Annotated in this window: 21 protein-coding genes and 1 pseudogene; 11 read left to right on the top strand and 11 right to left on the bottom strand. The window is 72.1% G+C overall.

Annotated elements, in window-relative coordinates:
- Window positions 1–37: 37 nt before the first annotated feature.
- The 4 genes from ACZ7FF_RS14705 to ACZ7FF_RS14690 all read left to right on the top strand — a co-directional run bounded on the left by ACZ7FF_RS14705 (window position 38) and on the right by ACZ7FF_RS14690 (window position 4,694).
- On the top strand, window positions 38–1,015 hold the full coding sequence (locus ACZ7FF_RS14705; protein ID WP_470812762.1) for a glycosyltransferase family 2 protein: 978 nt from the start codon (window positions 38–40) through the stop codon (window positions 1,013–1,015).
- A complete protein-coding gene (locus ACZ7FF_RS14700) occupies window positions 1,012–2,346 on the top strand; it encodes an alpha-2,8-polysialyltransferase family protein (RefSeq protein ID WP_470812460.1) in 1,335 nt (444 codons plus the stop codon). The genes ACZ7FF_RS14705 and ACZ7FF_RS14700 overlap by 4 nt, the downstream gene beginning before the upstream one ends.
- Window positions 2,347–2,482: 136 nt before the next feature.
- Window positions 2,483–3,646 carry an acyltransferase family protein gene (locus ACZ7FF_RS14695; RefSeq protein WP_470812458.1) on the top strand — a complete coding sequence of 388 codons (1,164 nt, stop codon included), beginning with the start codon at window positions 2,483–2,485 and terminating at the stop codon, window positions 3,644–3,646.
- A 106-nt stretch (window positions 3,647–3,752) separates the two neighbouring features.
- Window positions 3,753–4,694 carry a class I SAM-dependent methyltransferase gene (locus ACZ7FF_RS14690; protein ID WP_470812456.1) on the top strand — a complete coding sequence of 314 codons (942 nt, stop codon included), beginning with the start codon at window positions 3,753–3,755 and terminating at the stop codon, window positions 4,692–4,694.
- 206 nt (window positions 4,695–4,900) lie between these two features.
- Here the strand turns inward: ACZ7FF_RS14690 and ACZ7FF_RS14685 are convergent.
- The 4 genes and pseudogenes from ACZ7FF_RS14685 to ACZ7FF_RS14670 all read right to left on the bottom strand — a co-directional run.
- Window positions 4,901–5,196, bottom strand: a pseudogene (locus tag ACZ7FF_RS14685) (TetR/AcrR family transcriptional regulator C-terminal domain-containing protein); the annotation flags it as partial.
- 362 nt (window positions 5,197–5,558) lie between these two features.
- A complete protein-coding gene (locus tag ACZ7FF_RS14680) occupies window positions 5,559–5,921 on the bottom strand; it encodes a hypothetical protein (protein WP_470812454.1) in 363 nt (120 codons plus the stop codon).
- A gap of 174 nt (window positions 5,922–6,095) precedes the next feature.
- The gene (leuE, locus tag ACZ7FF_RS14675; protein WP_470812452.1) at window positions 6,096–6,740 is read right to left on the bottom strand and encodes a leucine efflux protein LeuE; all 645 of its coding nucleotides are present in this window, start codon (window positions 6,738–6,740) and stop codon (window positions 6,096–6,098) included.
- Window positions 6,741–6,830: 90 nt separating this feature from the next.
- Window positions 6,831–8,411, bottom strand: coding sequence for an acyl-CoA mutase large subunit family protein (locus ACZ7FF_RS14670; RefSeq protein WP_470812450.1), 1,581 nt, complete (start codon window positions 8,409–8,411; stop codon window positions 6,831–6,833).
- 80 nt (window positions 8,412–8,491) lie between these two features.
- Between ACZ7FF_RS14670 and ACZ7FF_RS14665 the strand changes: the two genes are divergently transcribed.
- Window positions 8,492–9,322, top strand: coding sequence for a L,D-transpeptidase family protein (locus tag ACZ7FF_RS14665; protein ID WP_470812448.1), 831 nt, complete (start codon window positions 8,492–8,494; stop codon window positions 9,320–9,322).
- Between the two features lie 204 nt (window positions 9,323–9,526).
- Here the strand turns inward: ACZ7FF_RS14665 and ACZ7FF_RS14660 are convergent, their stop codons facing one another.
- The 7 genes from ACZ7FF_RS14660 to ACZ7FF_RS14630 all read right to left on the bottom strand — a co-directional run bounded on the left by ACZ7FF_RS14660 (window position 9,527) and on the right by ACZ7FF_RS14630 (window position 16,514).
- The gene (locus ACZ7FF_RS14660) at window positions 9,527–10,639 is read right to left on the bottom strand and encodes a hypothetical protein (RefSeq protein WP_470812446.1); all 1,113 of its coding nucleotides are present in this window, start codon (window positions 10,637–10,639) and stop codon (window positions 9,527–9,529) included.
- Window positions 10,639–11,301 (bottom strand): RNA polymerase sigma factor, encoded by a 663-nt coding sequence (locus ACZ7FF_RS14655; RefSeq protein ID WP_470812444.1) that lies wholly within the window; start codon window positions 11,299–11,301, stop codon window positions 10,639–10,641. Before ACZ7FF_RS14655 ends, ACZ7FF_RS14660 begins: the two co-directional genes overlap by 1 nt.
- A gap of 366 nt (window positions 11,302–11,667) precedes the next feature.
- Window positions 11,668–12,417, bottom strand: a complete 750-nt coding sequence (locus ACZ7FF_RS14650; RefSeq protein ID WP_470812442.1) for a hypothetical protein — start codon at window positions 12,415–12,417, stop codon at window positions 11,668–11,670.
- A 96-nt stretch (window positions 12,418–12,513) separates the two neighbouring features.
- On the bottom strand, window positions 12,514–13,146 hold the full coding sequence (locus ACZ7FF_RS14645) for an RNA polymerase sigma factor (protein WP_470812440.1): 633 nt from the start codon (window positions 13,144–13,146) through the stop codon (window positions 12,514–12,516).
- A gap of 522 nt (window positions 13,147–13,668) precedes the next feature.
- On the bottom strand, window positions 13,669–14,010 hold the full coding sequence (locus ACZ7FF_RS14640) for a hypothetical protein (protein WP_470812761.1): 342 nt from the start codon (window positions 14,008–14,010) through the stop codon (window positions 13,669–13,671).
- Window positions 14,011–14,233: 223 nt separating this feature from the next.
- Entirely contained in the window at window positions 14,234–14,800 is a 567-nt protein-coding gene (locus ACZ7FF_RS14635; RefSeq protein WP_470812438.1) for a hypothetical protein, read from the bottom strand.
- A 121-nt stretch (window positions 14,801–14,921) separates the two neighbouring features.
- Window positions 14,922–16,514, bottom strand: a complete 1,593-nt coding sequence (locus ACZ7FF_RS14630; RefSeq protein ID WP_470812437.1) for a beta-N-acetylhexosaminidase — start codon at window positions 16,512–16,514, stop codon at window positions 14,922–14,924.
- Between the two features lie 190 nt (window positions 16,515–16,704).
- Between ACZ7FF_RS14630 and ACZ7FF_RS14625 the strand changes: the two genes are divergently transcribed.
- From ACZ7FF_RS14625 to ACZ7FF_RS14600, 6 genes are all read left to right on the top strand, one after another.
- Window positions 16,705–17,253: a 2-oxo-4-hydroxy-4-carboxy-5-ureidoimidazoline decarboxylase gene (locus ACZ7FF_RS14625; RefSeq protein ID WP_470812435.1), complete on the top strand. Its 549-nt coding sequence runs from the start codon at window positions 16,705–16,707 to the stop codon at window positions 17,251–17,253.
- A gap of 191 nt (window positions 17,254–17,444) precedes the next feature.
- Window positions 17,445–17,825, top strand: a complete 381-nt coding sequence (gene sdhC, locus ACZ7FF_RS14620; RefSeq protein WP_470812433.1) for a succinate dehydrogenase, cytochrome b556 subunit — start codon at window positions 17,445–17,447, stop codon at window positions 17,823–17,825.
- Between the two features lie 5 nt (window positions 17,826–17,830).
- Window positions 17,831–18,310: a succinate dehydrogenase hydrophobic membrane anchor subunit gene (locus tag ACZ7FF_RS14615; RefSeq protein WP_470812431.1), complete on the top strand. Its 480-nt coding sequence runs from the start codon at window positions 17,831–17,833 to the stop codon at window positions 18,308–18,310.
- A gap of 19 nt (window positions 18,311–18,329) precedes the next feature.
- Complete coding sequence (gene sdhA, locus ACZ7FF_RS14610; RefSeq protein ID WP_470812429.1) at window positions 18,330–20,084, top strand: succinate dehydrogenase flavoprotein subunit; 1,755 nt, start codon at window positions 18,330–18,332, stop codon at window positions 20,082–20,084.
- Window positions 20,084–20,863, top strand: coding sequence for a succinate dehydrogenase iron-sulfur subunit (locus tag ACZ7FF_RS14605; RefSeq protein WP_470812427.1), 780 nt, complete (start codon window positions 20,084–20,086; stop codon window positions 20,861–20,863). Before sdhA ends, ACZ7FF_RS14605 begins: the two co-directional genes overlap by 1 nt.
- A gap of 102 nt (window positions 20,864–20,965) precedes the next feature.
- A complete protein-coding gene (locus ACZ7FF_RS14600) occupies window positions 20,966–21,376 on the top strand; it encodes a VOC family protein (RefSeq protein WP_470812425.1) in 411 nt (136 codons plus the stop codon).
- Window positions 21,377–21,406 lie beyond the last annotated feature (30 nt).

The following is a 21,406-nucleotide window of genomic DNA, read 5'->3' as shown; positions in this document are numbered from 1 at the left end:
CAAGACGAATGACGGGCTTCGGCCTAACGTCCCTCGCGTGGTCAAGCTCTCCGTCATCGTGCCGTTCTACAACGTGCAGCAATACGCGCCCGACACCCTCAGGAGTCTGAAGGCGAACGCGCGTGAGGACTTCGAATTCATTCTCGTCGACGACTGTTCCCGCGACGGGACGCCAGAGATTCTCGCGCGCGCGGAGCGCGAGCTGCCGGGGGCGGTCCACGTCCGGCACGAGCAGAACGGAGGGCTGGCGACCGCGCGCAACACCGGCATCGACCGCGCGCGCGGCGAGTACCTGACCTTCCTGGACGGCGACGACTGGCTCGCCCCCGGGTACTTCCCGCAGCTGGTCGCCGCCATGGACGAGCTGGGCTGCGACTTCCTGCGCACCGACCATGTGCAGTGCACCGCGCGGGCGCGCACCGTGCACCGGGTGCCGGTCGGGCGGCGGAACGTGGTGATGGACCCGCGCGCGGCGATCCTGCCCGCCGACCGGTCCACCTCCGTGGACTACGCGTACGCCTGGGCGGGGATCTACCACCGCCGGCTGGTGGACAAGGGTCTGCTGCACTTCACCGACGGGCTGCGCACGGCCGAGGACCGGCCGTGGATCTGGAAGCTGCACCGGGAGGCGGAATCCTTCGCCGCGGTGAGCCTGCTGGGCGTGTTCTACCGTCGTGGGGTCGCCTCCTCGCTCACCCAGATCGGTGACGTGCGGCAGCTCGATTTCATTCGCGCCTTCGATCAGGTCGTCTCGGAAACCGCCGGTGACCCGGACGCGGCCGAACTGCTGCCAAAGGCCGTCCGCACCTATTGCGCCATCATTTCCCATCATCTGGGATCCATCGAAAGGTTCGAGCCCGCGGTGGCGAAGAAACTGAAATCCCTGAGTGCGGCGGCACTGCGCCGCATGCCGCAGGACGTGCTGGACGACGCGCTGGACTCCATGGACCTGCAGCGCGCCACCAAGCTGCGCCGGCTGCGCCGCCGTCCCGCCCCCGCGGGAGCCGCCGCGTGACCACCCAGATCTTCCAGGCGTCGACGCTGTACGGCACGGCCACGCTCGCCGCCGCCCTGGACTCCGGCTGCTTCCGCCCGGCCGACCGGCGGATCCTGCTGGTCTGCAACAACGCGCCCACCCCCGAGACCACCCCGGGCCTGGACGAGACGCCCGGCTTCGAGAAGCTGCGCGACCGGTTCGACGACGTGATCTCGTACAACGAGACGATCTCCCCGTTCCACCCGGGCGGCTGGGCGCCCCGCGTGGACGACATGCCGCTGTGGGAACGCTTCCTGCGCCACGAGTGGCAGCTCGGCGACGAGGACGTCGAGCTGGCCGTCGAGTCGATCCAGGTGAACCCGTCCCTGGCGCTCGGGCAGATCTTCAACGGCGCCCCGGTCACGGTCTACGCCGACGGCCTGATGAGCTACGGCCCGACCCGGAACAAGATCGACCCGCTGGTCGGCACCCGCGTGGACCGCGTGCTCCACCTGGACCTGGTGCCGGGCCTCGAACCGCTGCTGCTCACCGAGTTCGGCGTGCCCGGCGAGATCGTGCCGACCCCCGCCTTCACCAAGGTGCTCGCCGAACTCGCGCCGGTCGCCGACGAGCTGCCGGACGTCGAGGAGCCCGCGCTGCTGCTCGGCCAGTACCTGTCGGCGCTGGAGATCCTCACCGCCGAGCAGGAGGAGGACCTGCACGTGCGGATGCTGAAGGGCGCGGTCGCCCTCGGCCACACCCGCGTGGTGTTCAAGCCGCACCCCTCCGCGCCGGCCCGCTTCACCCGCTCGCTGGAGCAGGAGGCGGAGCGGCTCGGCGCCGAGCTGACCGTCCTCGACACGCCCGTCCTCGCCGAGGTGCTGTACCAGCGGATGCGCCCCGCGCTGGTCGTCGGCTGCTTCTCCACGGCCCTGCTCACCGCCTCCGCGCTCTACGGCCTCCCCGTCGCCCGGGTGGGCACCGAAGTGCTGCTGGAGCGGCTGACGCCGTACGAGAACAGCAACCGGGTGCCGGTCACCGTCGTGGACGCCCTGCTGCCCGAGCTGGGCGACCGTGACGCGGTCACGGCGCAGCGCCGGGGCATGGCGGTGGAGGCGCTGGGCGCGCTGGTGCGCACGGTGGGCTTCGCGATGCAGCCGAAGATCCTGCCGGGGCTGCGCGCGGAGGCCGAGGGCTGGCTCGCGAAGAACCTCGACCGGGGGACCTCCCGCTACTTCAAGCGCAGGCGTCTGACGTCCCTCGCGCTGCCCGGCGGGGTCCCCGCCCAGCTGGCGTTCATCCCGCGCAACGCGACGGTGCGCAGGGTGGCGAAGAAGGCGCGCAGCCTGCGCAGGTCGGCGAAGAACTGACGGGGACGGACCCCCCACCGGGTCCGTTCCGTCCCGTTCACCCAGACGTCGACGCAACTACGGGGACATTTCATGGACTTTCACATAATCAACCGGGTTGAGCGCCGGTCGTTCGGGCAGGTGCCGAACACCATGGTTGCCCCACCCCCCGCCCTCGACGCCGTTCCCGTGCCCCCCCGCCGCCGGGACGGCCCCCGCGTCCCCCGCCTCCGGCGGGCGCCGGAGCCGTCTGCTCGCCCTGGACGGTCTGCGGCTCGTCGCCGCCCTGATGGTCTGCCTCTACCACTACGCCGGACGCGGGGGCACGGTCTCCACGTCCTGGCACCGGACACCGGCCCATGTCTTCCCGGCGCTGTCCCGGGTGGCCACCTACGGGTGTCTGGGCGTGCAGTTCTTCTTCGTCATCAGCGGTTTCGTGATCTGCATGAGCAGTTGGGGCCGCACCCCGGGCGACTTCTTCCGCTCCCGGGTCGCCCGGCTGTACCCGGCCTACTGGGTCGCCCTGGTGCTGGTCACCGCGGCGGCCCTCGCCCTGCCCGTCGTCGTCCACCCGGTCCGCCTGGACGAGTTCCTGGTCAACCTGACGATGCTGCAGCAGCCGATGGGCGCCACCCGGGTGCTCGGCGTGTGCTGGACGCTCTGGGTCGAGGTGCGCTTCTACGCGCTGTTCGCCCTGTTCGTCGTCATGCGGGGCGTCACCTACCGCCGGGTCGTGCTGTTCTGCTGCGTGTGGACGCTGGCGGCGGTGGTGTGCCGCACGTCCGGCGGCGCGCCGGCCGACCAGGTGCTCATGCCCGAGTACGCGCCCTTCTTCGTCGGCGGTCTCGCCCTGTACCTGATCCACCGCTTCGGCAGCGACCTGCTGCTCTGGGGCATCGTCGCGATGTCCTGGCTGCTCGGGCAGAGCGGGACCACGCGCGGGCTGTGGCACGCGGGCGCGCACGGGGACTTCCACCGCGACCCGCGTGTCGTCGTGCTCGTCGTCACGCTCGCCTTCGCCGCGGTGGCCGCGGTGGCGCTGGGGTGGACGAGCCGGGCGTCGTGGCCCTGGCTGACGACGGCCGGCGCGCTGACGTACCCCTTCTACCTGATCCACGAGCACCTGGGCTGGTTCGGCATCCGGCTGCTGCACCGGGGGCTCGGGCTGCCGCCGTGGCCGACGCTCGGCCTGACCGTCCTGAGCATGCTGCTGCTGGCCTGGCTGATCCACCGGTTCGTGGAGCGGCCGCTCGGCCCACGGCTGAAGAAGGCCCTGAAGGAGCGGAAGTTGGACAGCCGTTCACCTCGTATTGGGTTTTGAACCGGCCCCTCGGGCAGGCACCGTGGAGCCCTTGCCACCCGTGTCCCACAGACACCCCGCAGGGATCCCACAGACTGTCGCCGCACCGAGGGAGTACCCACCCCGTATGGCCACGATCCAGGAAACGAAGCGACCGCCCCGCCGTCTCGACGACGTGCCCGGCTGGTTCCCGGTGCTCGACCAGGTGCTCTTCGACTGGTTCCTGAACCGCCAGGAGACCGCGGGGACGCGGGGTGATCTGCTCGAGGTCGGCGTCTACATGGGCAAGAGCGCCATCTTCCTCGGCCGGCACCAGCAGCCCGGTGAGAAGTACACCGTGTGCGACCTGTTCGAGGGCGACGCCCCGGACGACGCCAACCGTGCGGAGTCGACCAAATCGTACGGCGCGCTGACCCGGCGCGTGTTCGAGGGGAACTACCTCTCCTTCCACGACGAGCTGCCCCGTGTGCTGCAGGGTCCCAGCTCGGTGGTGCCCGCCGAGGTCGAGCCGCGCTCCTGCCGGTTCGTGCACATCGACGCCTCGCACCTGTACGAGCACGTGCACGGCGACATAGGCGCCGCGCACGATCTGCTGCTGCCGGACGGCATCGTCGTCCTGGACGACTTCCGCTCCGAGCACACGCCCGGGGTCTCCATAGCCACCTGGGAGGCCGTGCTCAACCGCGGCCTGCACCCGGTCTGCCTGAGCACGCAGAAGCTGTACGGCACCTGGGACGACCCCGGGCCGGTCCAGGAGGAGCTGCTGGAGATGGCGCGGGAGCGGTCCGACTGCCACCTCAGCGTCCAGGAGGCGGCCGGGCACCGGATCATCCGGCTGAAGTCGAAGGGCATGCAGGCTCCGGAGTTCCCGCTCTCCAAGCACGCGAAGGCCCCCGAGGAGCCCGTGGCGGCGCCCCTGGAGGTCACGGTCCAGGTGTCCGCCCCCACACCGTCACCGGCCCGTCCCGCGCCGCGCCGGGGCGCCGCCCGCGCCCGCCGGGTCGCCGTCGACCTGCTCCCGCCGGTCGTCACCCGCGCGATCCGCAACGCCCGCGCGTCCAGGCGCTAGGTGTATTGATCACGAGCGTTGTTAACGCCTGTCGGGCTTGATCATGGCGAAGACCTCCGGTGTGGTGGAGCTGTCTAGGACTGCACCGCACGGAGGTCTTCGTGTCCCACCGTAATGCCCGGCTGACCGTTCACGGCAGGCGGCTGCTCATCGAGCGTGTCCGTTCTGGCCGTCCCGTCGGCGCGGGTGCCCCCGCGGGCCGGGGCTCAGCCGAGTCCGCAGCGCGCCCCGATGCCCGCGACGACGACCGCGAGACCCTCCTCGAACTGGCGGTCGTAGTCGTCGAAGAACAGCTCGCCGCCGCCGCGAGCGGGGAGTCGGCCATGCGCCGGGCGCGTTCCCCGATGTCCAGCCCCTCCCGGTGCCGCTCCGGGAGGGGCTGCATGCCCTGCTCCTCGGTGACGAAGCCGATGGTGTACGCGTTCGCGGTGCGGCCCGCGTCGACCGCCTGGGCGAGGGTCAGGCCGGCGCCCGTCAGCAGCCGCAGGTCCGCCTCCAGCTCCGGGGTGGACGCTGCGGGGCGCGACGGCCGCCCCCGCGGGCGTCCGCGTGCCGCCCGCCGCCCCGCGTTCCTACGGCCCGGGCGTCTTCCTGGTCCGCCCGGACGGGTACGTCGGCTGGGCGGGCGGGACCCCGGAGGGGCTCGGGGCCTACCTGGCCGGGGTCGGCCTCCGGCCCGGCACTACGAGGCGGCCAGCGACAGCTTCACGGCGAACCCGAGGAACAGCGCACCCGCCGCCGAAGTGGCCGTCGCCGACAGGCGCTTGCGGCGCCGCCGCTACCCAGGGCGAATGGCAGCCCCGCCGAGGCCTTTTCAACTCCGACTCACAGCCGGGTAGTTTGTGAGCGCGAATCGGTAGTGCGTCAATTCAGACTGTTCTCAATGGCCTCAAAGATGCCTGAGTCGGTTTCCTTCTGCCAGTCCGGCAGGTCGGGCCAATCGGCTACATACCCCGGCTTCGGGTCATTGAAGTGCTTGAACATCTGCGCCGTCCAACACGTCGCGACGAACCGTCCCTTCTGCTCGCGGGACAGGCGGGAGGCATGCCCGGCGCTCAGTTTGAGAAAATGGCGAACCTGCTCATACACGGCGCCCGCAGCCTCACGCTCCCATTCATGCGTCTCTTCCCACGGAGTTACGTAGCTCGACTTGGGCTCACCAGGGAAGTGCTTCCGCACTCCAGCGATCCACGCCTCGCGAAAGAATCGCGCGCCCTCGGTCGTCATGCCATCCCCTCTCGTGATGCCGTCAGGCTGCCGATCTCGGCCTTCAACTCGGTGATACGCCGGTCGCGCCCCAAGGTGCCCAGCTCGGAAGTCAGGGAGTGCCCGCTGCTGCTCCTGGGGACTCATGCGGGCGAACACGGCCGCAGCATCGTCAAGGTGAGACATGCCAGCCCCCTACACGCTTGCCAGAGACAGCTTGACGGCGAAGCCCAGGAAGAGCACTCCGGCGGCCGAGGTAGCCCCTGCGCTGAGCCTCCTCCGACGACGGAACGCAGCAGCCAGACGAGACCCGCCGAAGATGAGCGCAGACAGGTACAACACGCTTGCAAACTGGGCGAGTACGCCCAGAGTCACGAAGCCCACGGCCGGGTTGGACTCTGACACGAACTGCACGAAGAAGGCGACGAAGAACAGGATCGCCTTGGGGTTGAAGAGGCTGACGACGAACGCCCTGCGGAAGGGCCGCTCCTCGGTGACCGCGGCGGGCGCGGCCTCCTGCGCGGTCTGCTCCCGCCGCGTCCGCCACATCTGCCAGGCGGCCCGCATCATGCCGATCGCCAGCCAGGTCAGATATCCGGCACCGGCGTACTTCACGATCCCGAACAGCACCGCGTTGGCCTTCAGCAGGGAGGCGACCCCGGCCGCGGACAGCGTCATGAGGACCGTGTCGCCGCACCACACGCCGGCGGCCGCCGTGTAGCCCGCCCGTACCCCGCGCCGGGCGGCGACGGACAGGACGTAGAGGGAGTTGGGGCCGGGCAGCAGGACGATCAGGGTCAGGCCCGCGAGATAGGTGGGGAGGTCGATGACGCCGAACATGGCAAGGAGTGTCGCACGGGGGTACGACACTCCGGTGCGGGGCGGGTCACTCCTCCTCGCCGACGGGGGTCGGCGCGGCGGCCGGGGCGCTCAGAACACGTCCGAGGGCACGTAGTTCCCCCAGACCTCCCGCAGCGCGTTGCACACCTCGCCCACCGTCGCCCGGGCCCGCAGCGCCTCCTTCATCGGGTACAGGGCGTTGTCCTCCCCCTGCGCCGCCTTCCGCAGCGCGTCCAGCGCCGCGTCCACCGCGCCCCCGTCCCGCTCGGCGCGCAGCGCGGCCAGCCGCTCCGCCTGCCGGGCCTCGATGGCGGGGTCCACACGCAGGGGCTCGTAGGGCTCCTCCTCGTCCAGCTGGAAGCGGTTGACGCCGACCACCACCCGCTCGCCCGAGTCGGTCTCCTGCGCGATGCGGTAGGCGTTGCGTTCGATCTCGGCCTTCTGGAAGCCCCGCTCGATCGCCGCGACCGCGCCGCCGAGGTCCTCGACCCTGCGCATCAGATCCAGCGCGGCCTCCTCCACGTCGTCGGTGAGCCGCTCCACCGCGTAGGAGCCCGCGAAGGGGTCCACCGTCGCCGTGACGTCCGTCTCGTACGCCAGAACCTGCTGGGTGCGCAGCGCCAGGCGCGCGGACTTGTCGGTGGGCAGCGCGATCGCCTCGTCGAAGGAGTTGGTGTGCAGGGACTGCGTGCCGCCCAGGACAGCCCCCAGGGCCTGCACGGCCACCCGGACCAGGTTCACCTCGGGCTGCTGGGCCGTCAGCTGGACCCCGGCCGTCTGCGTGTGGAACCGCAGCATCAGCGACTTGGGGTCGCGCGCGCCGAACTCCTCCCGCATCACCCGCGCCCAGATCCGGCGCGCCGCACGGAACTTGGCGACCTCCTCCAGCAGCGTCGTACGGGCGACGAAGAAGAAGGACAGGCGCGGGGCGAAGTCGTCCACGGCCATGCCGGCCGCGACCGCCGTGCGCACGTACTCGATCCCGTCGGCGAGGGTGAAGGCGATCTCCTGCGCGGGCGAGGCACCGGCCTCGGCCATGTGGTAGCCGGAGATCGAGATCGTGTTCCACCTCGGGATCTCGGCCGTGCAGTACTTGAAGATGTCCGCCGTCAGCCGCAGGGACGGCTTCGGCGGGAAGATGTACGTCCCGCGCGCGATGTACTCCTTCAGCACGTCGTTCTGGATCGTGCCCGTCAGCCGGTCCGCCGGCACGCCCTGCTCCTCCGCCACCAGCTGGTACAGGAGCAGCAGCAGCGCGGCGGGCGCGTTGATCGTCATCGACGTCGACACCTCGCCCAGCGGGATGCCGTCGAACAGCACCCGCATGTCCTCGACCGAGTCGATCGCCACGCCGACCTTGCCGACCTCGCCGTGGGCGAGGGGCGCGTCGGAGTCGTGGCCCATCTGGGTGGGCAGGTCGAAGGCCACCGACAGGCCCGTCGTCCCGTGCGCGATCAGCCGGCGGTAGCGGGCGTTGGACTCCACCGCCGTGCCGAAGCCCGCGTACTGGCGCATCGTCCAGGGACGGCCGGTGTACATCGAGGGGTACACGCCCCGGGTGAAGGGGTACGACCCCGGCTCCCCCAGTTTTCCGGCCGGGTCCCAGCCCTCCAGATCCCGCGGCCCGTAGACCGGCTCGATCGGCAGTCCCGACTCCGACTCACGCGCCATGGATGCCTCCGCAGTACGGCTTGCTACCCCTCACCATGCCCCGTAGTTCGGCGGCGGTCACGCCGGGAATCATCCCGGGCATGAGGATCCCGGGCAGACCCGCCGCCGTACTCGCCTCGGCCGCCGCCCTCGCGGCCCTCTGCGGCTGCACCGTGCAGCCCACGGACCCCGGGGGCGGATCCCGGCCGCCGGTGCGGGTCCGGCTCTCGGGAGATCCGGCATCCGGCCCCGGCGGCACACCCACCCGAACGGCCCAGTGGCCGTCGGCCGCCCCCGCCGCGCCCGTGCTGTGGTCGCGCGGCGACAGCGGGACGGGCGTGCGGGAGCTGCAGGCGCGGCTGCGCCAGGTGGACTGGCTCTTCGACGGGCCGACGGGGTCGTACGACGATCTGACCGAACAGGCCGTCAGGGGCTTCCAGGGCAGGCGCGGGCTGCCCCCGACCGGTGAGACGGACACCGTGACCTGGCGGCGGCTGCTGGCGATGACCCGTCCGCCGGGCTGGTGGGAGCTGTACCTGATGGGCGGTCAGCCCGCCGCCGCGCCCGACCCGCGCTGTCTGACCGGGCGGGTGCTGTGCATCAGCAAGACCAGCCGGACGCTGCGCTGGATGGTGGACGGGCGGACCGTGTCGGTGATGGCCGTGCGCTTCGGCACGCAGTACTCCCCCACCCGCGAGGGCGTGTTCCGCGTCTACTGGAAGTCGCGGAACCACGTCTCGACCCTCTACCACTCGCCGATGCCCTACGCGATGTTCTTCAGCGGCGGCGAGGCGGTGCACTACTCGTACGACTTCGCGGCGCGGGGGTACGCGGGCGGCTCGCACGGCTGCGTGAACGTCCGGGACGAGACGGCCGTCGCCCGGCTGTTCGCGCAGGTGCGGAGGGGCGACAAGGTCGTCGTGTACTGGTGAGCGGGGCGCGGGCGGGACCGGGGGAACGTGTCCCGCCCGCGCCAGGTGCACGAGCCGTGGGTACGGGGGGAACCCCGGCTCAGTGCGACGGCCGATGACCAGTCGGCTCACTCAGTACTGCGTCAGGGGCCCCGGAAACGTCACACCCTTCGCGAAAAAATTTTCGCGGATTACAAATTCCCAGGTCAGACGGGGTACGCCGGATCAGAGCGCGGTGTACGTCGGGCTCGGCGCCGGAGCCGGGGAGGTCCTGCCGGGGCCGCCGCGGTGCTGCGGGACCCACGTGGAGGGTGCGGGCAGCACACCACGGTGGTGCCGGCCCCGGCCGTCGCCACCGCCCCTGCCGTGCCCCCGGCCGGGGTGGCTCTCGTCGTCGCCGCCCTGGCCGTTGCCGTTCCCGTCGCCCTTGCCGTGGCCGCCCTTGCCGTCGCCGTTCCCCCGGCCCTGACCCTGGCCGGCGCCGTCGTCGCCACCGCCGGACGCGCCGGAGCCGGAGTCGTGGTCACCGACGGACAGGAAGACCTTGCAGTACCCGGTCACGCGCGCGGAGCCGCCCGCCAGGTTCTCCAGCGCGCGCCTGCGGCCGGCGTCCAGGTCCTTGCCGTCGCGGATGTCACGGCAGGCCGAGACGAGACCGCTCCAGCGGCTCACGGGGGCGGAGGGGCTCCCGGAGCCGGGGGGCGCGCTCGTGCCGCTGCGGGTGTCCGGTCCGGAGGCCCGGTCCGAGGCGTCGCCGCGATCGCTGCCGGTGCCCCCACTGGGCGTACCGGGGCCCGAGGTGGCCTGCGGGGAGGGCGAGGCGAGCGAACGGCCGGGGACACCGGGGGTGACGGAGGCCGCGGGACCGGGACCGTCGTCGCCGAACGGGGTGGGCAGCACCCCGGTGCCGGCGGCCATGGCGACCCCGCCCAGGGTGCCCACGGCCATCACGGCGGCGAGGGCGAGCCGCACCGGGCGGCCCCAGCGGGGGCGCCGGGCCGGCATTCCGCTACGGCCCGGGGCGCCGATGCGGACGAGGCCCACGTCGGAGGAGTGCGCGCCGGTCCCGGAGCGCCGGCCGGGGGCGTCACCCGCGACGGCGGCGGCGGTACGCTCGGCCGCCGCGCTCTCGCGGGCCTTGCGGAACGCGGCCAGGGCGGCCTGCTCGCCCGGGAGTTCACCGGTGGCGGCGCCGGTCTCCGCGGACAGCGCGCCGAGCGCCTTGGACAGACGTTCGGCCTGGTCACGAGCGGAGGCGTCGACGGCTTCCAGCGACTCACCGCTCAGCAGACGTTCCGCCGTCTCACGGTTCAGCCACTTGTACTGCTCGTCGGCCATCACATGTCCTTCTGCGTCCGCGCTCGCGTATGCGTCACAGTTGCGGACGTCACCGCGCTCCGGCGCGGTTCTCGCTGAGGTGGCAGCGCGTCGAGCACGCCCGCCGATTCCGGATCGTCGCCGAGCAGTTCCGCGAGCCGCTTGAGGCCGCGGTGCGCGGCGGTGCGCACCGCGCCCGCGCGTTTGCCGAGCGCCTCGGCCGCGGTCTTGGCGTCGAGGCCGACCACCACACGCAGGACGACCGCCTCGGCCTGGTCCTGCGGGAGTCGTGCGATGAGGGAGAGGGTGCTGTCGGTGGCGAGTGCCTCGAGGGCCTCGCCCGCGGTGTCGGACTCGGCGGCGCGGCCGGTCAGTTCCGTCTCGTCGCCGCCTATCGCGGGGCGGCGGCCGCGCATCCGTATGTGGTCCAGGGCGCGGTTGCGGGCGATCCGGGCGGCCCAGCCGCGGAAGCGGTCGGCGTCACCGCTGAACCGGTCGAGGTCCCGGGCTATCTGCAGCCAGGCCTCGGAGGCCACGTCCTCGGCATCGGGATCGCCGACCAGTGTCCGTACGTATCCCAGCAGCCGCGGATGCACCGCGCGGTACACCGAACGGAACGCGGTCTCGTCTCCGTTCTGTGCCGCACACACCGCGGCGGTCAGCTCCGCGTCGTCCCCCAGCACCGCACTCCCTTTACGCCAGTCTTCGGTCGGCGCGAATGGCACGTTACGGCGTGAAACCGCTCCTCGTCCATGTCTGTAGAAGATGCAACTAACTCGTGACCGGGTTCGGATGTGCGCAGGGTGAGCGCCGGGTGAGGCCGGAGCGCGGCCGGGGTGTGACAGAAAACGCACTCACGGCGCTGAAGAGAGTACGGGCCGCCGCGCGGCCCGTCCGCGCGACGGCCGGGGCCTCTCCTGTGGGGGGTGGCGGCCCCGGCCGTTGCCATGGCCCCCCCGTGAGGGGCCCGTTCGCCGGAGTTCTCCCCCCGACCGGGCCTCGCGGCCCCGCCGGTCCGGGGCGGTCCCGCCCCTCTTACCGGGCCACGCTCACTTCTTACCGCCGGCCGGCTTCGAGTGCGCCGACGTCGGCTTCGAATTTGCCTTGGTTCGGCCTGATTTGCCGGTTTTTCCGGAGGAGTGCCCCTTACCGGAGGGTTCCTGCGCCGTCTGGGCGGCGCAGTAGGCCGCGACCCCGTCCGCACCGCCCGCGGCGGTGACGAGCCGCTGCCAGTCCGTCGCGTCCAGGGAGTGGCCCCGGCCGCCCGCCTTCTCGAAGGCGCGGCAGTGGGCCAGGGTGTCCCGGGCGGTGGCCGGACGGCCGGGACGGGTGGCGGGCCGGGCGGACCCGGTGCCGGTGGCCGACGGCTCGGCCGCCGTCCGGTGCGGCGCGCTCACGGACGGGCGCACCGGCCGCGAGGCGGGCCGGCGGCCGTGCGCGCCGTAACCGGCGGAGCCGATGGCCGCGACGGCGACACCGCCCAGCGTGAGGGAGGCGAGCGCCACGGACAGCACGGTCCGCAGCGAGCGGCGGCCGCCACGCGGTCGTGCGGGCCGCCAGTCGTCGCGGGACCGGGTCCGCGCCCGGTGCGCCCCGGCCTCGCGGGCGGCGCGGAAGGCGGCCACGGCCCGGCGCTCGGCCTCGGGGTCGACGCCGTCCGGGCGCAGGACCACGCCCAACCGCGCCTGCAGGTCCGGGCTTCCGAAGTCCGCGTCCGCGCACCGGGGTGTGGACAGGGTGCGGCCGGGGCGTGCGCGCCGGCGGCCGGGCGGCCCGTCGCCGCTGTGCCGTTCACCCATGACCGTTCCCGTCCTCGTCCCGTCCGGACGCGGGGGCCGCCCGGACACGGGGTCCGCCGGTCCCCCCGTATGCATACGGCTCGCGCCCGGTGGCGTTCACGTCGACTCACCCAGCGTCCGGGGGCCGTGGTCCGTCACACCGGCGTCGGCCGCCTCCTGGACGCCCAGTTGCCGGGCGAGACGCTTCAGACCGCGGTAGGCGGCGGTGCGGACCGCGCCGGGGCGCTTGCCGAGGACGCGGGCGGCGGCCGGGCCGTCGAGGCCGACGACCACCCGCAGCAGCACGGCCTCGGCCTGGTCCTGGGGCAGCGCGCCGACCAGTTCCAGCGCCCGCTCGGTGGACAGGGACTCCAGGGCCTGGTCGTGGGTGCTGTGCGGGCCGGGCAGTTCGAGCACGTCCTGGTCGAGCGTGGCCGCCCGCGGCCGGGTGCGGCGGCGGCGCAGATGGTCGAGGGCGCGGTGCCGGGCGATGGTCGCGGTCCAGCCGCGGAAGCCTGCGCCGTCGCCCGTGAACCGGCCCAGGTCCCGGGCGATCTCCAGCCAGGCGTCGCCGGCCACGTCCTCCGCGTCCTCGCCGACGATGCCGCGCAGATACCCCAGGAGGCCGGGCTGCACGATCCGGTAGGCGACCGCGAAGGCGGTCTCGTCACCGTCCTGGGCCCGCGCGACGGCCGCGCCCAGCTCCCCGTCCCGCGGATGCGCGCGGCGGGGGTCTCCTCCCTGGCCCAAGACCGTCCCCGATGTGCCGAGTTCATGGCCACTGCGTGGCGCGTCCCTCACGGTGCGACAGGCTCCGGCCGTGTCCCCGCCTTCCACGGTCATCAGCGTCGCCCCTCACAGAAGTGTCACAGGGTGGGGTGCCACCGGGCGGGCCGCTCCCGGCCGGTGACGATCCGGCGGAGCGGTGCGCTGTACGAGTGCCGCCCGTGGCAGGCGGTGTCGTCGTCTCCGTATCCCGGGGGTGGAGCGGTTGAGTCCTCGCAGGACCCGTGCGCACAGGCCGCCGGGGGTGCGGCGAAGAGCGTGGCCGACGCCCGGCGGCGCGGCGCCGGGCGGTGCCGGGGCCGTCACCCGCGCCGTCCCCGGTGCGGGCGCGGGCGCGGACGGCGAGGGAACGCCGGAGCGAGCGGGCATCCGGGGGCCGGCCGCGCACGTACGGCCGTGCCCGGAAGGTCGGGCCCCGGAGCGCCGGCCGGCGCGGTCGTGGGCACGAGCCTCATGCCGCGGCCCGTGCGGGCGGGCCCGGGCCGGTCAGCCGGCGGCGGTCGCGTCCCGGCACAGCAGGCGCAGCGAGCCGTGGCCGCCGTAGCAGCGGCGGGCCTCATCGATGGGGTCCCAGAGCCGGCCGTCGGGGGTGCGCACCCAGTGCTCGCCGCCGGTCGCCCACCACTCGGCACCGGTCTGGCGGGCGATCACCTCGCCGGCGTAGGCGCCGAAGCCGCGCAAGGCGCTCTCGACCGCCGCGTACGGGGGACCTTCGCGTGCTATCTCCTCGATCATGCGGTCGACCCGCCACAGGCTCTGCGCCGAGTAGTCGAGCCGCACCCGGGCACCCTCGCGCATCGTGGCGACCGCGTCCGCCGCCCACCGCACCGGCTTCGCCGCCGCGTTCGGCCTGGTCTCGTGCCGCGCCGTCCCGTCCGGGGCCGTCGTCTGAGCTGTCACATGGGCTGTCACATAGGGAAGAGCGAGCCGGGCCGGACTTCCGTCACCGCCAATCGAAACGTTTCGGCAACTGCCGCAGGATTGCCCCACCTCCACCGCACGACAGTCACAGGACTCCCGCACACGCAGGGTTTACCGCCGGTACGGGGGCTTATGCGCCGGGTTCGGCGGTGCACCGGGCCCGGCGGGAGACCACCGCGCGCAGCACCCGGCGCCCCTCGACCGAGAGGTCCAGGGCGCGGCGCAGGCCCTGCTTGCCGTGGCCGGCGAGCAGCTCCAGGACGGCCGTCTGGCGGCGCAGCTCGGCGGCGACGAGCGGGGGCAGGTCCCCGGTGTCGCCCGCGCGCCCGGCGTCGAGGGCGCCGGCGTCCGCGGTGCCGTCGGCGGCGGGGTCGAGCAGCCGGTGGACGCGCAGGGAGGCGACCGAGCAGGCCTCGACCCAGGGGCGCAGGGCACCGGCGGTGCGCTCGGCCGGGGCCGCGTCCAGCATGCGGCGCGCGAGCACGGCGGCCTCGTCGTCGGGCTGCCCGGCGCCCAGCGCGTCGCGCGCCTTCTCCAGCTGGGCGCCCCAGTCGGAGCCGTCGGCGAGGCTCCCCCACAGCGGGCGGAGCAGCTCGTCGTCGCCGCCGAGGAGGGGGAGGCACCGATCCAAACACGCCAGCCCACCGGCGGCCAGTCCGCGTTCGTCGGCCTGCGCGATCAGTTCCACCAGGCTCATGAAGCCTCCCTAGCCAGGGCGCCGACCGGTACGGAGCCCGCACTTCCCCTTACTGCGTGCAATGGGGCGGGAGTGTCACAGCAGCAGATTTTCAGCCAAACCTAAAGAGGAGTAGGGCCCGTCAGCCCAGCCGGTTCGCCAGCGCCTGGAAGTCCGGCCAGGAGAGCGTGGGGGCGCCCGGGTCCCACAGCTTCTGCACGGTGGCCCGGAGCGGCATCCGTATGCCGGCGGCGACCTGCGCCTCGGACTGCGCGTTCGGGAAGTCGGCCCAGACGGCGAACGAACCGCCGAGGATCTGCCCGTCGTACCTCGCCGGCACGGCGGCCGTGCCGCGCAGCACCCGCGGGTTCCACTGCTCGTAGATGCGCCGGCCCGTCGGGTAGACGAAGGTCTGCGGCTGCCCGAGGACGTAGTAGAGGTACTCGTCGTTGTAGTTGAGCACCTTGCGGCCCGCGCCCAGATAGTCCTCCGGCTGCCGGGCGCCGATCTCCTTGCCGGTCCAGTAGGCGACCTGGAGGTCGTCCGCGGGCCGCACCGAGGCGCCACGGTAGAAGCCGTCGTTCCAGGCCCGCATCGCCTTGCCGTGGGGGCGGACGGTGTCGGCGCGGTCGTTCAGCCAGCCGGTGGCGAGGTCGGCGACGGTGCCGCCGGAGCCGAACCGCTGCCGGGCGGCCGCGGCCAGCTGCGGGTAGGAGGCCTCCGGGTCCCGGACCGTCAGCGCCTGGTACTCGTCACCACCGAGGTGCCACTGGCCGCCGGTGAAGAGGCCGGAGTACTCGTTCAGCAGGTCGTCCACGAGCTTCGCGGCGGCGGGCTTGGAGATGTCGATCGCGCCCCTGGTCACCGCCCCGCTCGCGTCGCGCAGCCGCAGGTCGGGGTGGGCGGCGAGGATCGCGCCCAGGTGCCCCGGCGAGTCGATCTCGGGGACGACGGTGATGTGGCGGCTGTTCGCCAGGTCCACGATCCGCTTGACCTGTGCCTTGGTGAGGTGGTCCTTGGAGACGATCTCCGGGTGGGTGCTGGACTCGATCCGGAAGGCCTGGTCGTCGGAGAAGTGCAGCCCCAGCTCGTTGTACTTCAGGTCCCCCAGCTCTCGTATTCGGTCCTCGATCCACGTCTCGCTGAACGGCTTGCGCGCGATGTCCAGCATGAACCCGCGCACCGGCTTGGCCGGCTCGTCCCGCACGACGCCCTCCGGGGCCGTGCCGCCGCCGTGGACCTCCTGCTTCAGGGTCCGGGTGCCGTAGAAGACGCCGGCCTCGCCGGGGCCGGTGATGTCGACCCGCCCCCCGCGCACGGTCATGGTGTACGACTCCTGGCCGCCGCTCCCGCCGAGCGCCAGACGCACGTCACCGGCCCGTACGTCGTTCGTCCGCCCGGCGTAGGCGATGCCCAGCTCGCCGGCCGTCAGCCGCCCCTCGTCGGCCAGCGCGGGATCGTCCACCACCACCCGGTCGCTCTTCTGCGGCCGCCAGCCCGGCCCGCGCTCCGCGGTGTGGGAGCGGACCGCCGGTATGGTGCGCGGCGCCCGGGACAGCGGATACGCGCGGCTGGGCGTCGGACTCGGTGCGGCCGGGTCGGCGGCGGACGTCCGCCCGGACGTGCCTCCCGCCGTCCCGCCGCCCCCGCCGGACGAGGCCCACACGCCCACCCCCGTGCCGATCGCGACGGTCCCGACGACGGCCGCGGCCACCGCCGCCCTCTTACGCTTCACCGCTCGCGCCGATACCCGGCGCCTGTGCTGGGTCACCGTGCCAACGTACGGCCGATCACCGCCGCACCGGTCACTCGAGCGTTCCGAAACTCTCCCGTCCGGGTGAATTCCGGGCATCACGCGGACACAGAGTGACCACTCTCGATAACCTGACGACACACCTTTCACAGCATCCCCTGCCACACCACATGTGACGCGAGGACCCACGCTGCCCGCCCATCATCTCCCCTACCTCCCCACGCCCCTCGACGCCTTCAACGCCACCCCCGCGGACGAGGCCCACGCGCTCCTCCTGCACTGCCTGCGCAGCCTGCGCTGGTCCCACCGGATCGCGGACCACCGCCCCTACCCCGACCTGGGCGCCCTGCTGGCGGCGGCGGACGAGGCGGCGTACGACCTGTCGCCCGCGGACCTGGCGGACGCGCTGGCGGGCGAGTCCCTGCCGGAGCTGCCGGAGGACACGTACTCGGCGGCCCACATGGCGCTGGGCGCGGCCCACGCGGCGTACGAGGCGAGATTCGGACACGCGTTCGTCATCTGCCTGGACGACACCCATCCGGACGAGGCCATCGACCGCATCCTCGAGCGCATCCGATCACGATTGGCGAACGATCCGGAGGAGGAGCGCGTCATAGCGGCGGAGGAGCTGCGGCGCCTTGCGAGGGGGCGGCTGGCGGCCCTTCTGCGGGGCCCGGGGGACCGTACGACCAGCCACAATGCGTCCGCACACGGCAGATAAGGGGACGGACCGCCCCGTAACCCCACGGCGCCTAAGCCATCCGGTGCCAGTTTGATCACACAGGTAGGCCCCCCGTAAGGCACGGCGCGGCGTCTCGCTACGATGCTGGGGGCCGGTGGACCGTACCCGGCCGGGCCCGACCGACAGTGAAGCCGGCGCGGCCCTAGTCCCCGCTCCCGGAGGGTTCTTCCGTGCCGGCTGGAACGCTGTACCGCGGCCGGGAAGGAATGTGGTCCTGGGTGGCTCACCGAGTCACCGGCGTCCTCATCTTCTTCTTCCTGTTCGTTCATGTGCTGGACACCGCTCTCGTGCGTGTCTCCCCAGAGGACTACGACAAGGTCGTAGCCACGTACAAGACGCCGATCGTCGCGCTGCTGGAGTACGGCCTCGTCGCCGCCATCCTCTTCCACGCGCTCAACGGCCTGCGCGTCATCGCCGTCGACTTCTGGTCGAAGGGCCCGCGCTACCAGAAGCAGATGTTCTGGACCGTGATGGGTGTCTGGGTCGTCCTGATGGTCGGCGCGATCTACCCCGTGCTCGGCCACGCCGTTCGTGTCCTGTTCGGGAGCTGACGCCGATGTCCACCACTGAAACCACCGCGTCCGGCGTCGGCCCCGTCGAGGGCGTGAGCTACGACGCCGACAACCCGGCCCCGTTCATCGAGGCGCCGCGCAAGCGCACCAAGAAGACCCCGAAGTCGACCCGGGGCAACTTCGAGCTGGCGGCCTGGCTGTTCATGCGCCTGTCCGGCGTCGTCCTGGTCGTCCTGGTCATCGGCCACCTGGTGATCCAGCTCGTGCTGGACGGCGGCGTGTCCAAGATCGGCTTCGCCTTCGTGGCGGGCCGCTGGGCGTCCCCCTGGTGGCAGGTCTGGGACCTGCTGATGCTCTGGCTCGCGATGCTCCACGGCGCCAACGGCCTGCGCACGGTCATCAACGACTACGCCGAGCGTGCGGCCTCCCGCATGTGGCTGAAGGCCCTGCTGTACACCGCCACGGTGTGGACCATCCTGCTGGGCACGCTGGTGATCTTCACCTTCGACCCGAACATCCGCTAGGCACGGGGCTGCGAGAATCATGAAGATCCACAAGTACGACACAGTCATCGTCGGCGCCGGCGGCGCGGGCATGCGCGCCGCCATCGAGGCGACGAAGCGCAGCCGCACCGCAGTGCTGACCAAGCTCTACCCCACCCGCTCCCACACGGGCGCCGCGCAGGGCGGCATGGCCGCCGCGCTGGCGAACGTGGAGGAGGACAACTGGGAGTGGCACACCTTCGACACGGTCAAGGGCGGTGACTACCTGGTCGACCAGGACGCCGCCGAGATCCTGGCGAAGGAGGCCATCGACGCCGTCCTCGACCTGGAGAAGATGGGCCTGCCGTTCAACCGGACCCCGAACGGCACGATCGACCAGCGCCGCTTCGGCGGCCACTCCCGCAACCACGGCGAGGCCCCGGTCCGCCGGTCCTGCTACGCCGCGGACCGCACCGGCCACATGATCCTCCAGACCCTGTACCAGAACTGCGTCAAGGAGGGCGTGGAGTTCTTCAACGAGTTCTACGTCCTGGACCAGCTGATCACCGAGGTCGACGGCGTCAAGCACTCGGCCGGCGTCGTGGCGTACGAGCTGGCCACCGGCGAGATCCACGTCTTCCAGGCGAAGTCCGTGATCTACGCCTCCGGCGGCACCGGCAAGTTCTTCAAGGTGACCTCCAACGCGCACACCCTGACCGGTGACGGCCAGGCCGCGTGCTACCGCCGGGGCATCCCGCTGGAGGACATGGAGTTCTTCCAGTTCCACCCGACCGGCATCTGGCGCATGGGCATCCTGCTGACGGAGGGCGCCCGCGGTGAGGGCGGCATCCTCCGCAACAAGGACGGCGAGCGCTTCATGGAGAAGTACGCGCCGGTCATGAAGGACCTCGCGTCCCGTGACGTCGTGTCCCGCTCCATCTACACGGAGATCCGCGAGGGCCGCGGCTGCGGTCCCGAGGGCGACCACGTCTACCTCGACCTGACCCACCTGCCGCCGGAGCAGCTGGACGCGAAGCTCCCGGACATCACCGAGTTCGCGCGCACGTACCTCGGCATCGAGCCGTACACGGACCCGATCCCGATCCAGCCGACCGCGCACTACGCGATGGGCGGCATCCCGACCAACGTCGAGGGTGAGGTCCTGTCGGACAACACCACCGTCGTCCCGGGTCTGTACGCGGCCGGCGAGGTCGCCTGTGTCTCCGTGCACGGCGCCAACCGCCTCGGCACCAACTCGCTGCTGGACATCAACGTCTTCGGCCGCCGTTCGGGCATCGCCGCGGCCGAGTACGCCGACAAGGCGGACTTCGTCGAGCTGCCGGAGAACCCGGAGGCGCTGGTCGTCGAGCAGATCGAGCGGCTGCGCAACTCCACCGGCAACGAGCGGGTGGCCACGATCCGCCGCGAGCTGCAGGAGACCATGGACGCCAACGTCATGGTCTTCCGCACCGAGCAGACGATCAAGACGGCCGTCGAGAAGATCGCCGAGCTGCGCGAGCGCTACAAGAACGTGTCGATCCAGGACAAGGGCAAGCGGTTCAACACGGACCTGCTGGAGGCCATCGAGCTGGGCAACCTGCTGGAGCTGGCCGAGGTCATGGCCGTCTCGGCACTGGCCCGCAAGGAGTCCCGCGGCGGTCACTACCGCGAGGACTACCCGAACCGCGACGACGTCAACTTCATGCGCCACACCATGGCGTACCGCGAGGTCGGCGCCGACGGCTCGGAAACCGTCCGTCTCGACTACAAGCCGGTCGTCCAGACCCGCTACCAGCCGATGGAGCGTAAGTACTGATGGCTACCCCTGTTCTGGACAAGGCGGACGCGGCCGGCCAGCCCGAGCCCGGCTTCGCCGACTCCCCCTACATCACGGTCACCTTCCGGATCCGCCGGTTCAACCCGGAGGTCTCGGCCGAGGCGGTCTGGGAAGACTTCCAGCTGGAGATCGACCCGAAGGAGCGTGTCCTCGACGGTCTCCACAAGATCAAGTGGGACGTCGACGGCACCCTCACCTTCCGCCGCTCGTGCGCGCACGGCATCTGCGGCTCGGACGCGATGCGGATCAACGGCAAGAACCGCCTCGCCTGCAAGACGCTGATCAAGGACATCAACCCCGAGAAGCCGATCACGGTCGAGCCCATCAAGGGCCTCACGGTCCTGAAGGACCTGGTCGTGGACATGGAGCCGTTCTTCCAGGCGTACCGGGACGTCATGCCGTTCCTGGTCACCAAGGAGACGAACGAGCCCACCCGCGAGCGGCTGCAGTCCGCCGAGGACCGCGCGCGCTTCGACGACACGACGAAGTGCATCCTGTGCGCCGCCTGCACCTCCTCCTGCCCGGTGTTCTGGAACGACGGCCAGTACTTCGGCCCGGCCGCGATCGTGAACGCCCACCGCTTCATCTTCGACAGCCGTGACGAGGCGGGCGAGCAGCGCCTGGAGATCCTGAACGACCGCGACGGCGTGTGGCGCTGCCGCACGACCTTCAACTGCACGGACGCCTGCCCGCGCGGCATCGAGGTCACGAAGGCGATCCAGGAAGTGAAGCGCGCGCTGATCACGCGCCGCTACTGATCCTCCCGGTCCCTCCCGAGGGCCCCGCTTCCGATCCTCCGGAAGCGGGGCCCTCGGGCGTTTTTGACGGGGTTCCGCGGCCCCCGGCTCTAATCTGACGACATGTCAGACAAAGAGTCGTACGAGCTGCTCGGGTTCGACAACGTGCTGCTGCCCGTCGGCGACCTCGCCGAGGCGGTCGGCTACTACGAGCGGGCCGGGTTCACCGTGGGGTTCCGCCTCGACGAGGCCGGCATCGCGCTGCTGAAGGTCGGGGGCGAGACGCCCGGGATCCTGCTGCGGGCGGAGCCGGAACTGGGCCGCCGGACGCCGCCCTGGCCCTCGCCGCGCGTGTGGCTGGAGGTGCCGGACGCGCGGGTGGCCGCGCGGGGGCTCGCCGCCGCCGGCATCCAGGTGCTGGACGACGTGTTCCCGGTGGCCACCGGTTGGACGGTGGAGATCGCCGACCCGTGGGGCAACGTCCTCGGCCTCACGGACTACACCAAGCGCCCCGAGCTGGGCCGCCGGGGCTGAACCGGCCCGCTCGGTCGGTGCCCGGGGCAC

Source organism: Streptomyces sp. NPDC037126 (genome assembly GCF_055605965.1).
Note: the sequence above shows the minus strand (reverse complement) of the source record. Positions and strands in the feature narration are given on the sequence as shown.

Excerpts from the sequence above, each read along its gene's own strand:
- sdhA (WP_470812429.1), top strand. The coding sequence starts at position 18,330 with ATGAAGATCCACAAGTACGACACAGTCATCGTCGGCGCCGGCGGCGCG.
- ACZ7FF_RS14650 (WP_470812442.1), bottom strand. The coding sequence starts at position 12,417 with ATGGGTGAACGGCACAGCGGCGACGGGCCGCCCGGCCGCCGGCGCGCA.
- ACZ7FF_RS14605 (WP_470812427.1), top strand. The coding sequence starts at position 20,084 with ATGGCTACCCCTGTTCTGGACAAGGCGGACGCGGCCGGCCAGCCCGAG.
- ACZ7FF_RS14680 (WP_470812454.1), bottom strand. The coding sequence starts at position 5,921 with ATGACGACCGAGGGCGCGCGATTCTTTCGCGAGGCGTGGATCGCTGGA.
- ACZ7FF_RS14600 (WP_470812425.1), top strand. The coding sequence starts at position 20,966 with ATGTCAGACAAAGAGTCGTACGAGCTGCTCGGGTTCGACAACGTGCTG.
- ACZ7FF_RS14670 (WP_470812450.1), bottom strand. The coding sequence starts at position 8,411 with ATGGCGCGTGAGTCGGAGTCGGGACTGCCGATCGAGCCGGTCTACGGG.
- leuE (WP_470812452.1), bottom strand. The coding sequence starts at position 6,740 with ATGTTCGGCGTCATCGACCTCCCCACCTATCTCGCGGGCCTGACCCTG.
- ACZ7FF_RS14690 (WP_470812456.1), top strand. The coding sequence starts at position 3,753 with ATGGCCACGATCCAGGAAACGAAGCGACCGCCCCGCCGTCTCGACGAC.
- ACZ7FF_RS14660 (WP_470812446.1), bottom strand. The coding sequence starts at position 10,639 with ATGGCCGACGAGCAGTACAAGTGGCTGAACCGTGAGACGGCGGAACGT.
- ACZ7FF_RS14635 (WP_470812438.1), bottom strand. The coding sequence starts at position 14,800 with ATGAGCCTGGTGGAACTGATCGCGCAGGCCGACGAACGCGGACTGGCC.
- ACZ7FF_RS14615 (WP_470812431.1), top strand. The coding sequence starts at position 17,831 with ATGTCCACCACTGAAACCACCGCGTCCGGCGTCGGCCCCGTCGAGGGC.
- ACZ7FF_RS14665 (WP_470812448.1), top strand. The coding sequence starts at position 8,492 with ATGAGGATCCCGGGCAGACCCGCCGCCGTACTCGCCTCGGCCGCCGCC.